Origin of the sequence: Gordonia sp. GONU, from assembly GCF_024733855.1 — a bacterium.
Taxonomy (GTDB): Bacteria; Actinomycetota; Actinomycetes; order Mycobacteriales; family Mycobacteriaceae; genus Gordonia; species Gordonia amicalis.
This window is the reverse complement of record NZ_JANRHB010000031.1, coordinates 1-13,083: the sequence shown is the minus strand read 5'-3', so window position 1 is coordinate 13,083 and position 13,083 is coordinate 1. Positions and strand designations below refer to the sequence as shown.

Here is a 13,083-nt window from a genome sequence, read left to right as displayed (position 1 = left end):
GATCACGATGGAAATCTACTGTGCGGAATCGACGGGACGGGCTTCTGTTCCGAACGGCAGCGAGTCGGTGTCGAAACAGCTGTGGTTGCCGGTATGGCAGGCCGCGCCGACCTGGTCGACGACGAGCAGCACCGTGTCGCCGTCGCAGTCGAGGCGTGCGTCGTGCACGTACTGGGTGTGGCCGCTGGTCTCGCCCTTGACCCAGTACTCCTGGCGCGAGCGCGAATAGTAGGTCGCCGTGCGCGTCGCGAGGGTGCGCTCGAGGGCGGCGTCGTCCATCCACGCGACCATCAGTACGTCACCCGTCGAGCGTTCCTGGGCGACCGCACTGAACAACCCGTCGGCGTTGCGCTTGAGACGTGCGGCGAGCTCCGGATCGAGTGCCATCAGCGTTCTCCTGCCTGTGTCATCGGACGGTGACCCCGGCGTCCCGCATGGCCGCCTTCACGTCGTGGATGGTGAGTTCACCGAAGTGGAACACCGAGGCGGCCAGCACCGCGTCCGCACCGGCCTCGACTGCGGGGGCGAAGTCCTCGACACGGCCGGCACCGCCGCTGGCGATGACCGGAACCTGCACGGCCTCGCGCACCGCCTTCAGCATGCGCAGGTCGAAACCCTGCTTGGTGCCGTCGGCGTCCATCGAGTTCAGCAGGATCTCGCCGACCCCGAGCTCCTGACCGCGCCGAGCCCACTCGATCGCGTCGATACCGGTGCCCTTGCGGCCGCCGTGTGTGGTGACCTCCCAGCCGGACGGCGTCGGCTGGGAACCCTCCGGCACGGTCCGCGCGTCGACCGACAGGACGATGCACTGCGAACCGAACCGCCGGCTCATCTCGGCGAGGACCTCGGGACGTGCGATCGCGGCGGTGTTGACGCTGACCTTGTCCGCGCCCGCGCGCAGCATCGTGTCGACGTCCTCGACGGTGCGGATGCCGCCACCGACGGTGAGCGGGATGAACACCTGGTCGGCGGTCCGCTTGACGACGTCGATCATCGTCGAACGTCCCGAGCTCGACGCGGTGACGTCGAGGAAGGTCAGTTCGTCGGCACCCTCGCGGTCGTAGCGTTCGGCCAGTTCGACCGGATCTCCGGCGTCGCGCAGGTTCTCGAAGTTGACGCCCTTGACCACTCGACCGTCGTCGACGTCGAGGCACGGGATGACCCGGGTCGCCAGCGTCATCGTCGTGACTCCTTCAGCTCGTTGACCTGTGGTGCTTCCATGGGATGTTCTCGCACCTCTCTCATCGGTGGCTGCCTCATCGGTGGCCGCCACGTCTCGGTTCTGCGGGGTCACGCCGACCAGTCCTCGACCGTTTCGTCGATCACCGCCATCAGCCCTGCGTGCACCGTGGGTGCGCCGGCCACCAGCGACGGGGACGCGACCGTCCAGCGCTCCCCCGCCAGGTCGGTGGCCACGCCACCCGCGGCGCGGACCAGTGCGGCGCCCGCCGCGTTGTCCCAGGGATGACGTCCGAAGGCAACAGCTCCGCCGAACACGCCCGAGGCGGTGAACGCCATGTCCACGCCGGTGCTGCCGGTCATCCGGATCCGTGCGACACGTGAGCTCAGCGCGCGCAGCAGGTCGGCCCGCTTGGCTCCCGCATAGCGACCGCGCCCGGCCGCGTTGAACGGCCCGAAGGCGATCGCCGACTCGTCGAGGGCCGGATCGGGCGGTGATTCCACGGCCACACCGTTGACCATCAGTGGTCCGTCCGCGTGGGCGGCGTACTTCCGGTCCAGGAGCGGCAGCCAGGTCAGACCCAGCGTCGCCTCGCCGTCGACGACGAGACCGAGCAGGATGCCGGTCAGGGGCATACCCGCGGAGTAGTTGAAGGTCCCGTCGACCGGATCGAGCACCCAGACGGGGCCGTCGATCGGGTCGGCACCGCCGAACTCCTCACCGTGGACGGGTATCTGCGTCCGGTCCTCGAGTTCGGCGGAGATCTGTCGTTCCAGGTCGAGGTCCACCTGTGTGGCGAAGTCCGTCCCGCCCTTGTGCACGGCGCTCGGCGCGCCCAGCCCTTCGACGAAGGTCTCCACGGCGGCGTCGAGGACCGATCCCGCGGTGTCGAGCAACCGCGGGAGGTCGAGCGAACTCTGGGCTGCGCTCATCAGACCCCGGCGACGGCCGTGAGCGCCTCGGGCAGGGTGAAGCGGCCGGCGTAGAGCGCCTTGCCGACGATCGCACCCTCGACGCCCTGGTCGACGAGACCGGCGATCGCGATCAGATCGTCGACCGCCGAGACACCGCCGGAGGCGACGATCGGTGCGTCGGTGGCCGCGGCGACCTCGGCGAGCAGTTCGAGGTTCGGGCCCTTGAGGGTGCCGTCCTTGGACACGTCGGTCACGACGTAGCGCGAGCAACCGTCGCGGTTGAGGCGCTCGAGGACCTCCCACAGGTCGCCGCCGTCGGTGACCCAGCCGCGGCCGCGCAGCCGGTAGGACTCGCCGTCGCGGATGACGTCGAGGCCGACGGCGATGCGGTCTCCGTGGTCGGCGATCGCGCGGGCGCACCATTCCGGGTTCTCGAGGGCCGCGGTACCGAGGTTGACGCGGGTACAACCGGTGGCCAGCGCCGCGGCGAGCGACTCGTCATCGCGGATGCCGCCCGACAGTTCCACCTTCACGTCGAGTTCGCCGACCACACCCGCGAGGAGCTCACGGTTGTCACCACGGCCGAACGCGGCATCGAGATCGACGAGGTGAATCCACTCCGCACCGTCGTTCTGCCACGCCAGCGCCGCGTCGCGCGGCGAGCCGTAGGAGGTCTCGGTGCCGGCCGCGCCCTGGACCAGGCGGACCGCCTGCCCGTCGGCGACGTCGACGGCGGGAAGGAGTTCGAGGGTGCTACCCATGGGTGGAGTTTTCCTGTCTGTTCTCGGGTCGGACTGTTGTGTCCTGGCTGTCGTGGAAGAGGGGTCAGGCCGGCGGGTGGTCGTCACGGGCTGCGATCAGATCGGCCCGCGCACGGTTGACCATGCGGTTTGCCACCGTACCGATCGCCGCGATCATCGCGACCACCGCCGCCAGCGCGGCGATCAGACCGGCGACCGGCGACCAGTTCGCCAGCAGGACGATGATCGGGATGGACACCGCCAGAACCAGCACACCGGCGCCGAGAGCGTAGAACGCGAGCTTGGCGATCGAGAAACCGCCGCCCGCCGACGGGGTGTCGGCAGAGTTCCCGCCGGCCCCACCGCCTGCACCGCCAGCCGGCGTGCCGCCGGTCATGAGAGACCCTTCACCCAGTTCTCCAGGAGTTGGGCTCCGGCATCGCCGGACTTCTCCGGATGGAACTGCGTGGCCGAGAGCGGTCCGTTCTCGACGGCAGCCAGGAAACGTCCGCCGTGTTCGGCCCAGGTCAGCTTCGGGGCCGCGAGCGGCGAACCGACGTTGTCCATCTCCCAGCTCTGTGCGGCATAAGAGTGCACGAAGTAGAAGCGGGTGTCGGCGTCGAGTCCGGCGAACAGCACCGAGTCCTCCGGGGCCTCCACGGTGTTCCAACCCATGTGCGGCAGGACCGGAGCCGGCAGCTGGGTGACGCTTCCGGGCCACTCCCCGCAACCTTCGGCCTCGACCCCGAACTCCACACCGCGTTCGAACAGGATCTGCATGCCGACGCAGATGCCCAGGACCGGGCGTCCGCCGGCGAGGCGCCGACCGATGATCCGGTCGCCCTTCACCGCGCGCAGACCTTCCATGCATGCGGCGAACGCACCGACACCGGGCACGACGAGACCGGTCGCCTCGAGTGCGGTGTTGAAGTCGGAGGTCACGGTCACCTGGGCGCCCGTGCGCTCGAGCGCCCGCTGCGCCGAGCGCAGGTTGCCCGAACCGTAGTCGAGGATCGTGACGTCGGCCGCGCTCACAGGGCACCCTTCGTCGACGGCACACCGGTCACGCGTGCGTCGTATTCGGTTGCCGTGCGCAGGGCACGCGCAACGGCCTTGAACTCGGCCTCGGTGATGTGGTGCTGATCGCGGCCGTAGAGCACCCGCACGTGCAGGGCGATGCGGGCGTTGAGGGCGATCGACTCGAAGACGTGCCGGTTGATGATCGTCGAATACGGTACGCCCGGGTATCCGCCGATCACCGCGGTGAGCAGGTGGTCCGGTTCGCCGGTGTGCACGCAGTACGGACGGCCGGACACATCGACGACGGCCTGCGCGAGGGTCTCGTCCATCGGGATCCAGGCGTCGCCGAAGCGGCGGATGCCCTTCTTGTCGCCGAGGGCCTGACCGAGCGCCTGTCCGAGGACGATGGCGGTGTCCTCGATGGTGTGGTGTCCCTCGACCTCGATGTCGCCCTCGGCCTTGACGGTGAGGTCGAAGCTGCCGTGCTGGCCGAACGCCGTCAGCATGTGGTCGTAGAACGCGATACCGGTGGAGATGTCGGTGATGCCGGTCCCGTCGAGATCGAGTTCGACCGAGATCGAGGATTCCTTGGTGGTCCGTTCGACCTTCGCGATGCGAGGCGCGGGGGTGCTCACTGAGAGTTCTCCAGATCTGTTGTTGCGAGCGTGCGGCTGACGTCGAGGAAGGCGTCGTTCTCGGGTGGGAGTCCGATGGTCACCCGCAGGTGGCCGGCGATCCCGACGTCCCGGATGAGGACACCGGCATCGAGGTAACGCTGCCAGGACGCGGGAGCATCCCGGAAGCCGCCGAACAGCACGAAGTTCGAGTCCGAGTCGACGACGCGGTAGCCGAAGCCGGTGAGCGCCGTCACCACGCGTTCGCGTTCGGCGATGATCTCGGCGACACCGGCGAGGGTGTCGTCGCTGTGACGCAGTGCGGCGCGTGCGGCGGCCTGGGTGAGCACCGACAGGTGGTACGGCAGGCGGACGAGCTGGATGGCGTCGACGACGGCCGGTGCTGCGGCGAGGTAGCCGAGGCGTCCGCCGGCAAAGGCGAAGGCCTTCGACATGGTGCGGCTGACGACGACCTTGGTCGGGAACTCGTCGATCAGCTCGGTCGCGCTCGGTGCGGACGAGAACTCGGCGTACGCCTCGTCGACGATCACGATGCCGGGTGCGGCCTCGACGATGCGCCGCAGATCGGTGAGCGGGATCGAGCCACCGGTCGGGTTGTTGGGCGAGGTCACGAAGACCACGTCGGGTTCGCGGTTGGTGACCTCGGCGACCGCGTAGTCGATGTCGAGACCGAAGTCGGGTGAGCGCGCGGCGACGAGCCAGGCGGTGTCGGTGCCGTCGGAGATGATCGGGTGCATCGAGTACGACGGCACGAAGCCGAGCGCACGACGCCCGGGACCGCCGAACGCCTGCAGCAGCTGCTGCAGGATCTCATTGGAACCGTTTGCGGCCCAGAGGTTCTCGGCACCGAGCTGCACTCCGGTGGCTCGGGTCAGGTACGCGGCGAGGTCGGTACGCAGGGCGATCGCATCGCGGTCGGGGTAGCGGTGCAGTTCCGCCGCGGCGTCACGGGCCGAGGCGGCGACGTCGTCGATCAGGGCCTGCGACGGCGGGTGCGGGTTCTCGTTGGTGTTGAGGATCACCGGCACCTTGAGTTGCGGTGCGCCATAGGCGGACTTACCGCGCAGGTTCTCGCGCAGCGGCAGGTCGTCGACGGTGATCCCCGAGCCCGGGACGTCGCTTCCCGTGAGGTTCGTGACAGGCGCCTCCGATGCCGTCACGAGCGCACGCTCCCCGCGAAGCGCTGCTTGACCGCGTCGCCGTGACCGGGCAGGTCCTCGGCGTCGGCCAGGGTGACGACCTTGTCGGCGACCTCACGCAGTGCGGCCTCGTCGTAGTCGATGACGTGGACACCCTTGAGGAAGGTTTGCACCGACAGGCCCGACGCGAAGCGCGCCGAACCCGAGGTCGGCAGAACGTGATTGGAGCCCGCGCAGTAGTCGCCAAGACTGACCGGCGCATACGGGCCGACGAAGATCGCACCCGCGTTGTGCACGCGGTCGGCGATCGCGGCGGCGTCGCGGGTCTGGATCTCGAGGTGTTCGGCGGCGTAGGCGTCGACGACGGCGAGACCGGCTTCGAGGTCGTCGACGAGGACGATGCCGGACTGCTCCCCCGACAACGCGGTCGTGACGCGCTCGCGGTGCTTGGTCGCGGCGACCTGCTGGTCGAGTGCGACGTCGACGGCATCGGCGAGCTCGGTGCTGTCGGTGACGAGCACCGAGGCGGCGAGGACGTCGTGTTCGGCCTGGCTGATGAGGTCGGAGGCGAGGATGCCCGCGTCGGCCGAGTCGTCGGCGAGGATCGCGATCTCGGTGGGTCCGGCCTCCGAGTCGATGCCGACCACGCTGCGGCACAACCGCTTGGCGGCGGTGACGTAGATGTTGCCCGGGCCGGTGATCAGGTCGACCGGGTCGAGGACGGCGCCCGGCTCGTCGGCGGCATCGGTATCGGTTCCTCCGTAGGCGAGCAGCGCGACGCCCTGTGCACCGCCGACCGCCCACACCTCGTCGACGCCGAGAAGCGCGCAGGCGGCGAGGATGGTCGGGTGTGGCCAGCCACCGAAGTCCTTCTGCGGAGGCGACGCGACGACCAACGAGCCGACGCCGGCCTCCTGCGCGGGGACGACGTTCATGATCACCGAAGACGGATAGACCGCGTTGCCGCCGGGAACGTAGAGCCCCACGCGACGCACCGGAATCCACTTCTCGCTGACGACACCGCCGTCGACGACCTGGGTGTGGGTGGTCTCGCGCCGCTGGTCGGAGTGCACCTTGCGCGCACGGGTGATGGATTCGCGGAGCGCGTCGGCGACCTGGGGGTCGAGACCGGCGAGGGCATCGGCGATGACCTGGGCGGGGACCCGCACCGAGGCGGGCCGCACACCGTCGAACTTCTCCCCGAATTCCAGCGCCGCGGGCGTGCCGGTCTCGGCCACCGCATGCACAACCGGCGTCACCGTGTCGAGTACGGCATTGACGTCGGTACCCCCGCGGGGCAGCGCGCGACGCAATTCGGCGAGCGTCGGCGTGCTACCGCGCAGGTCAATTCGGGCGAGCATGATCTCTCCTGGTCGGTGCGGGAATTTACCCGTCCAGGATACGGGTCGGTGGCCAGCGGGTTTCTGGTGCGGGTGGGGAGGGTGTGCCGACGTCTCGCGTACTCGTCGTTCCCGACCACCGCCGACCGGCGAGAGACACGCGACAACCCATCATTCCTCGTACCGTGGGATGTGGGTGGAGGGCTCACATTCCCGCAACCGGACCGAACGAGCGGACCGTCGAGGGACGGCGGGGTGAGTGGACAGAGAGGTGAGAGAGTGTGCCAATACTGCGGTTGCCGGGACATGCCGCTCCTGCGGGATTACACCGCCGAACACGAGCGGGCCGTGAACCTCGGCGGCGATGCGGTCCGCGCACTCGATGCGGGTGACGTGGATCGTGCACGTGACCTCGCCGGAAGGCTGACAGTCGAACTCCGGTCGCACTGGCGTGGCGAAGAAGACGGCCTGTTCTCCCAGCTGCTCGACTCCGAACACGACCTCTTCGCCGAATACATCGACCCGCTCGTCACCGAGCATCGCGAACTCGGCACCTTCCTGGACTCGATGGACCTGTCAATCCCGGAAGACCGGGACCGATTCCGACGCGAGGTCTTCGCCCTGCACCGGCACATCGCGAAGGAGGAGGACGCCCTCTTCCCCGCGTCGGTCACCACCCTCGACGGCGACCAGTGGGACGCCGCGATCGCCGCGTGGGAAGCCGCCCACCCCGGTGAGCGACTACTGGGCACCGGGATCTAGGCGGCCGGGACCCTTGACCGGCCGCGGGAGCCGCATGAGTACGGAGGCACCTCCGATCAGGGGTTCTTGTCGATCGGCGACCGCTGGAACCAGCTCTCGAGGTCGAAGTCGGACTTGATGCTGCCCTGCTCGACGAGGAACGCCTTGGTGCCGGTGAGCAGTTCGACGGCATCCGCGGGGAACGGTTCTTCGGAGTACCCGTCGGGATTCGCTGCGGCACGGACCGCCGCCTCGGGAGCCTTGGAGTTGCCGAGTTCGAACTGCAGATACTCGTCCCAGTGGTCCTTGGCGTAGTCGACCGCGGAGGCGTGCAGCTTCTGCCAGATGGGCGCGAACTCTGGGTTCTTGGTGAGGAACTCCTCGCTGCTGACGGTCACACTGGTCCCGGCGAGATTCGGACGGTCCCGGTAGACGGAGTCGACGAGGTGGAACCCCTTCCCTTCGAACGTCTGCAGGGCGACCGACGGGATGACGCCCGGGAGGGCCGCTGCATCGATCTCGCCCGAGTTGAGTGGCGCCTCTTGATCTGCCGGGTACAGATGGATCAGGTTCGCCGAGATCCCCTCCTCGGCCAGGGCTCCCTGCAGGTACCGGTCGATGTAGGACCCCTTCGGGACTCCGATGTTCTTGCCCGCGAGGTCCGAGAGTGTCTTGATGGACGGGTCCTTCGCGACGACGCCGGCGTCGTTGTTGAACTGCTGAACCGCGACCAGTCGCGTCTGCAGGCCGGATCCGCGGGCCACCAACGCGGGCGTGTCGCCGTAGTTGGCCACGTCGAGTCGCCCCCCGACGAGGGCCTGGTTCAGATCGGGACCGTTCGGGAAACTGAACACCTCCACCTTGCTGACCCCGAGAGGCGCGAACGCCTCGAGGAGTTCGCCGCGGCTGTGTGCGAACCCGACCGGGCCGGCGATGACGTTGCTGGAACCGATGACACCGATACGGAGGGTGTCGATGACGTCGCGCTGGGCCGAGGACGTGTCGTCGGATCCGCATGCGGCGACGGCCATGACCGCAGATGCGGCCGCAAGGACGGCGACCGTGCGCGTGAATCGGCGGATCGGATGACGGCGGTCGATGTTCATGGGTGAGTTCTCTGTTCGTGGCGCGATCCCGGCAAAGGCATGACGAGAGCGCGCGGGTTCGGTGAACCGGTTGCGGTTCAGGTGATTTCGACTGAGGTGTGTTCAGCCGATGGAGGGAGAGGGTTCGTCGAGGATTCGCTCGACGAGCCGTGGCGGCGGATCCCCGTGCGGAATGGGCGGTCCGACGGCCGTTCGGCTTCCCGGCTGACGCCCCTTCCCCCAGCCCAGCTTCTCGCGGTAACTGCCGATCAGTTCCTCGCGGACCGTGTCATCGGAACCGATCGGCGTCGATTGAGGACTGACATAGAGCGCGTCGGTCGGGCAGTACGCCTCGCACATGAAACACGTCTGGCAGTCCGACTGTCGCGAGATCACCGGGATACCGTCTGTGCCCGTGTCGAAGACGTTCGTCGGGCAGACGTTCACGCACTTGTCGCAGGCGATGCAGGCGGACGCGACGACGAGTTCGATCATGCCGGAATCCTCGCGAGAGTCCCGGTTCCGACGTGGCCGGTCGGGCGAGGGCCGGAGACCCACACCTCGTCGAGTCCACCGGTACGCACATGTGCCTGCTGGGCGGGATCGAGACCCGGGATGTCGTCGCGCTTGCTCATCCCGCGGGATTCGGTGCGCGCCAGCGCCGATCGATAGATCCAGCGTCCGACGGCGGTGATCGCGGCGGCCTCTCTCGTCCGGATGCGACCTGCCGGCGTCGGCGCTCCATAGGAGCTGTCGGCGACGCCGTCCCACAGGGAATCGAGCCCCCGCAGAGCAGCGGCCATCCGATCACCGGTGCGAATGTAGTTCTTGTCGAACGGAGTCAGCTCGGCCTGCGCCGCTGCCACGACCTCGTCGGCGCTGAGCGAGCCGTGGGTGAGCGACAACCCGACGGTCCCCGCGCCGCGGAGCCGGTCGATCGGCACCGCGCCGCCCGCGCTGCGGGACGCTCGGGCGGCCGCCGCACCGGCGAAGCTGCCGGAGGACATCGCCCACGCCGAATTGTGGCTGCCACCACCGGTGAAGCCGCCACAGATGCGCTCGCGGGTCGCCGCGTCGCCGGCCGCGTACAGGCCGGGTACTCCCGTCCAGCAGTCGTCGTCGACGACGTCGATGCCGCCGGTTCCCCGCACGGTTCCCTCGGCGAGCAGGTCGACCTCGAAACGCTGTGTGAACGGGTCGATTCCACGGCGATCGAACTGCAGGAAGAAGTTGGGTTGCCCCTTCCGCATCTTCGCTGCGACCGTCTCGTCGGCACGGTCGAGTTGGGCGAAGACGGGTTCGTTCAGCAACGTCCGGGCGATCATCGACCTCCCCTTCATCGACCCCGCGCCCTCGACGATGCGTCCGTCGGCGTGGAAGAAGGTCGCGTACCCGTAGTACGCGGTCTTCGTTACCGTCGAGCCTTTGGGGACGATGGCGTAGGCGTTCGCGAACTCCATGCCGGAGAACGACGCCCCGACCTCGGCTGCCATGAGTGCACCGTCACCGGTGTCGACGTTGGTGCCCAGCGCTGTGGACAAGAACGCGCAGCCACCGGTGGCGAGGACGACCGCCCCTGCCGTGACGCGGAAGTCGCGATCGGCCTGGCGCTGGTAGCCCACCGCGCCGCCCACCGCGCCGGACGCGTCGGTGAGGAGTTCGAGAACCGGCGAATGGTCCAGGATCTGCACACCGCGGCGCTGGACCCAGGCCCGCATCCGTCGCATGTACTCGGGGCCCTGGACGCCGGTACGGATGGGTTCGCCGGTTCGGTCGTCGACCGGGAACGGATACCGGCCCTCGGTGCCCAGCCGGTGCATATTGGCGTAGGTCTGGTCGAGCACCCGGTCCATCCACGCGTGGTCGGCGAGGTTTCCGCCCAGCGTCTCGCGGCTCGCCTTGGCCTTGGCGCGCTCGTCAGGATCGGGAGCCACGTACCAGACACCGGTTCCGGCGGGCGCCGTCGTGCCCGAGGTACCGCAGTATCCCTTGTCGACGATGATGACCTCCGCACCCGCGTCGCGGGCATGGATGGCCGCCCAGGTGGCCGCCGGCCCGCCGCCGATCACGAGCACATCGGTGGACAGCGTCAGTTGCTCAGACATGTGTGTACTCCTGATCAGTGGTGGTCGTTCGGATGGGTTCGCCGTCGCCGACACCGAGTCCGGCGAGCAGACGCGAACGTAGGGCGACGAACTCGGGATCGGTCACCCGGCGAGGACGGGGAAGGTCGACGACGATCTCCTCGTCGATGTGGCCGCCCCGCAGGATCAGGGCGCGATCGGCGAGCAGCAACGCCTCTTCCACGTCGTGGGTGACGAGAAGAGTTGCCGGGCGATGTGTTTCCCACAGTCGCGCGACGAGCTTCTGGGCGTTGATCCTGGTCAGTGCGTCCAGTGCACCGAACGGTTCGTCGAGCAACAGCAGTTCGGGCTCGCGGACGAGGCCGCGGGCCAGTGCCGTCCGCTGCGCCTCGCCACCCGACAGGGTCGAGGGCCACGCGTCGGACTTCGAGGCGAGACCGACCTCCTCGAGCGCGCGTCTTGCACGGTCCCGCGTGTTGCCGCCGCGTAGGCCGAGAGCGACATTGCGCCATACGGACAACCACGGCATGAGCCGGTGTTCCTGGAACACGATGGCCTTGGCGGCCGGGGCCTCGATGATGCCGGTGAATCCACGGTCGAGGCCACCGATCCCCCGCAACAGCGTGCTCTTGCCCGAGCCACTCGCCCCGAGGAGGGCGACGAACTCTCCCGGTTCGATGGTCAGATCGACGTCGGCCAGGACCGTCCGCCCGTCGAACTCGCGGCCTGCTCCGGCGACCACAACCCTGTTCTCGTTACCGATGACCATCTGTCACCGACCTTCGAATCCGTTGCGCCAGGACAGGAACCGGCGTTCGAGCACACGCACGGCGATGTCGGTCAGCAGACCGAGGATCGCGTAGATGACCAGCACCAGGAAGATCTGGTCGGTGCGGAGGTATTCCTTCGCGTCGTTCATCAGGAAGCCGAGACCGACGGGCGTCGTCTGCATCTCCGCGACGACGAGCACCAGCCAGCCGATACCCAGCGCCTGGCGGAGGCCGACGAAGATCTGCGGCAGTGCACCGGGAAGGACGACGTATCGGATCAGCTCGAACCGTGTCAGTTCCAACGACTCCGCGGCCTCGATCAGTTTCTGGTCGACCCCACGGATGCCGGCGACGACATTGAGATAGATCGGGAAGATCGGCGCCACGATGATGAGTGCGATCTTGAACTCGTCGCCGATCCCGAACCAGATGATGAACACCGGCACCAGTGCGACAGCCGGCATCATGCGCAGTACCTGGACGGGCGCGTTGACCACATCCTCGGCGACCTTGAACAGTCCGGCGGCGGCACCCAGGACGGCACCGATGACGATACCGATGGCCAGGCCGATGGCCACTCGACGCCCGGAGGCGGCGAGGTGGGTCCACAGTTCACCGGTGCGAACGAGTTCCCAACCGGCGGTGACCACCTCGGTCGGCGCAGGCGTGGTGGCACCCAACCAGTCTCGTGCTCCGAGCTGCCAGACACCGACCACGAGGATCAGGCCGATGGACTGGCGCAGGACACGAATCGAATTGGTACGCAGGAGCGGGAGTCGGCGCGAGCGCGACGTGGACCGCACCGGCGTCGCCGCGGTCGCTGGTGCCGCGGGCACGGCACCGACGACACCCGGAGGCGTCGAGAGCTCGAGAGTCATGAGAGATCCGCCTGAGAAGTGGGCTGGCCAGGACGTTTCGGACGCTACTGACACGTCCCACCGTGAGGGACCCTTTGGCCCAGAGTGATTCAGAACACCCCACCGCCCGAACGACAGAGTGATCTGCGGTCATCATGCACCGAAGTCCCGCGCGTCCTAGCACGCCGTACCGACAATTCGCGACGGATAACTGATGATCGGTTTTCATTGCACGGCAACGCGATAGCGCGTACTGTCGAACATACATTCGCAGGACGGACGGGGGTGTGCAGCATGTCCAGCAGTGAAGCCATCATCACTTCAGACGTGCCGCCGTCGCGGGCCACCGAACTCGTTCGCAGTCTGCACGCCCTCATTGATGGGATCCAGACTGTCGATCTGGCCTCGTGCACCGATTCCGAACTCGTGGAGGTCGCCGCGGAGACCGAACGTGCCGTCGCGCGACTGAGTTTCGCCGGGGACCGTCAGGTCGTCGAAGCCACCGAACGTGACCTACCCCGTAAGACCGGGCACCGCAGCGTCATCCAGTTCATGACCCACCGCCTCCGGATCGCCGA

The 13,083-nt window shown here is 68.1% G+C and carries 15 protein-coding genes and 1 pseudogene; 2 read left to right on the top strand and 14 right to left on the bottom strand.

The window, feature by feature from the left end:
• Window positions 1-15 precede the first annotated feature (15 nt).
• The 9 genes from hisI to hisD all read right to left on the bottom strand — a co-directional run bounded on the left by hisI (window position 16) and on the right by hisD (window position 6,989).
• Entirely contained in the window at window positions 16-387 is a 372-nt protein-coding gene (gene hisI, locus NWF34_RS20410; protein ID WP_024498856.1) for a phosphoribosyl-AMP cyclohydrolase, read from the bottom strand.
• Window positions 388-406: 19 nt separating this feature from the next.
• Entirely contained in the window at window positions 407-1,180 is a 774-nt protein-coding gene (hisF, locus tag NWF34_RS20405) for an imidazole glycerol phosphate synthase subunit HisF (RefSeq protein ID WP_258325970.1), read from the bottom strand.
• A 110-nt stretch (window positions 1,181-1,290) separates the two neighbouring features.
• A complete protein-coding gene (locus NWF34_RS20400; protein ID WP_258325969.1) occupies window positions 1,291-2,112 on the bottom strand; it encodes an inositol monophosphatase family protein in 822 nt (273 codons plus the stop codon).
• Window positions 2,112-2,855 (bottom strand): bifunctional 1-(5-phosphoribosyl)-5-((5-phosphoribosylamino)methylideneamino)imidazole-4-carboxamide isomerase/phosphoribosylanthranilate isomerase PriA, encoded by a 744-nt coding sequence (gene priA, locus NWF34_RS20395; protein WP_159405619.1) that lies wholly within the window; start codon window positions 2,853-2,855, stop codon window positions 2,112-2,114. The genes NWF34_RS20400 and priA overlap by 1 nt, the downstream gene beginning before the upstream one ends.
• Before the next feature lie 64 nt (window positions 2,856-2,919).
• Window positions 2,920-3,231 (bottom strand): hypothetical protein, encoded by a 312-nt coding sequence (locus NWF34_RS20390; protein WP_258325968.1) that lies wholly within the window; start codon window positions 3,229-3,231, stop codon window positions 2,920-2,922.
• Complete coding sequence (hisH, locus tag NWF34_RS20385) at window positions 3,228-3,869, bottom strand: imidazole glycerol phosphate synthase subunit HisH (protein ID WP_006437803.1); 642 nt, start codon at window positions 3,867-3,869, stop codon at window positions 3,228-3,230. The genes NWF34_RS20390 and hisH overlap by 4 nt, the downstream gene beginning before the upstream one ends.
• Window positions 3,866-4,489: an imidazoleglycerol-phosphate dehydratase HisB gene (gene hisB, locus NWF34_RS20380; RefSeq protein WP_006437802.1), complete on the bottom strand. Its 624-nt coding sequence runs from the start codon at window positions 4,487-4,489 to the stop codon at window positions 3,866-3,868. Before hisB ends, hisH begins: the two co-directional genes overlap by 4 nt.
• Window positions 4,486-5,649 (bottom strand): histidinol-phosphate transaminase, encoded by a 1,164-nt coding sequence (locus NWF34_RS20375; RefSeq protein WP_258325967.1) that lies wholly within the window; start codon window positions 5,647-5,649, stop codon window positions 4,486-4,488. Before NWF34_RS20375 ends, hisB begins: the two co-directional genes overlap by 4 nt.
• Window positions 5,646-6,989 (bottom strand): histidinol dehydrogenase, encoded by a 1,344-nt coding sequence (gene hisD / locus NWF34_RS20370; RefSeq protein WP_024498849.1) that lies wholly within the window; start codon window positions 6,987-6,989, stop codon window positions 5,646-5,648. Before hisD ends, NWF34_RS20375 begins: the two co-directional genes overlap by 4 nt.
• A 285-nt stretch (window positions 6,990-7,274) precedes the next feature.
• Here hisD and NWF34_RS20365 point away from each other — a divergent pair, with 285 nt between their 5' ends.
• On the top strand, window positions 7,275-7,730 hold the full coding sequence (locus tag NWF34_RS20365) for a hemerythrin domain-containing protein (protein WP_035760451.1): 456 nt from the start codon (window positions 7,275-7,277) through the stop codon (window positions 7,728-7,730).
• A gap of 56 nt (window positions 7,731-7,786) precedes the next feature.
• On the opposite strand, the gene NWF34_RS20360 is transcribed toward NWF34_RS20365, so the two are convergent.
• The 5 genes from NWF34_RS20360 to NWF34_RS20340 form a co-directional block, all read right to left on the bottom strand.
• Window positions 7,787-8,815 (bottom strand): ABC transporter substrate-binding protein, encoded by a 1,029-nt coding sequence (locus NWF34_RS20360; protein WP_024498847.1) that lies wholly within the window; start codon window positions 8,813-8,815, stop codon window positions 7,787-7,789.
• 102 nt (window positions 8,816-8,917) lie between these two features.
• Window positions 8,918-9,289: a ferredoxin family protein gene (locus tag NWF34_RS20355; RefSeq protein ID WP_024498846.1), complete on the bottom strand. Its 372-nt coding sequence runs from the start codon at window positions 9,287-9,289 to the stop codon at window positions 8,918-8,920.
• On the bottom strand, window positions 9,286-10,899 hold the full coding sequence (locus NWF34_RS20350) for an FAD-binding protein (protein ID WP_024498845.1): 1,614 nt from the start codon (window positions 10,897-10,899) through the stop codon (window positions 9,286-9,288). Before NWF34_RS20350 ends, NWF34_RS20355 begins: the two co-directional genes overlap by 4 nt.
• The gene (locus NWF34_RS20345) at window positions 10,892-11,647 is read right to left on the bottom strand and encodes an ABC transporter ATP-binding protein (RefSeq protein WP_024498844.1); all 756 of its coding nucleotides are present in this window, start codon (window positions 11,645-11,647) and stop codon (window positions 10,892-10,894) included. Before NWF34_RS20345 ends, NWF34_RS20350 begins: the two co-directional genes overlap by 8 nt.
• A 3-nt stretch (window positions 11,648-11,650) precedes the next feature.
• Window positions 11,651-12,526 (bottom strand): ABC transporter permease, encoded by an 876-nt coding sequence (locus tag NWF34_RS20340; protein ID WP_024498843.1) that lies wholly within the window; start codon window positions 12,524-12,526, stop codon window positions 11,651-11,653.
• Window positions 12,527-12,799: 273 nt separating this feature from the next.
• Here NWF34_RS20340 and NWF34_RS20335 point away from each other — a divergent pair.
• Window positions 12,800-13,083: pseudogene (locus NWF34_RS20335) on the top strand (HNH endonuclease); the annotation flags it as partial.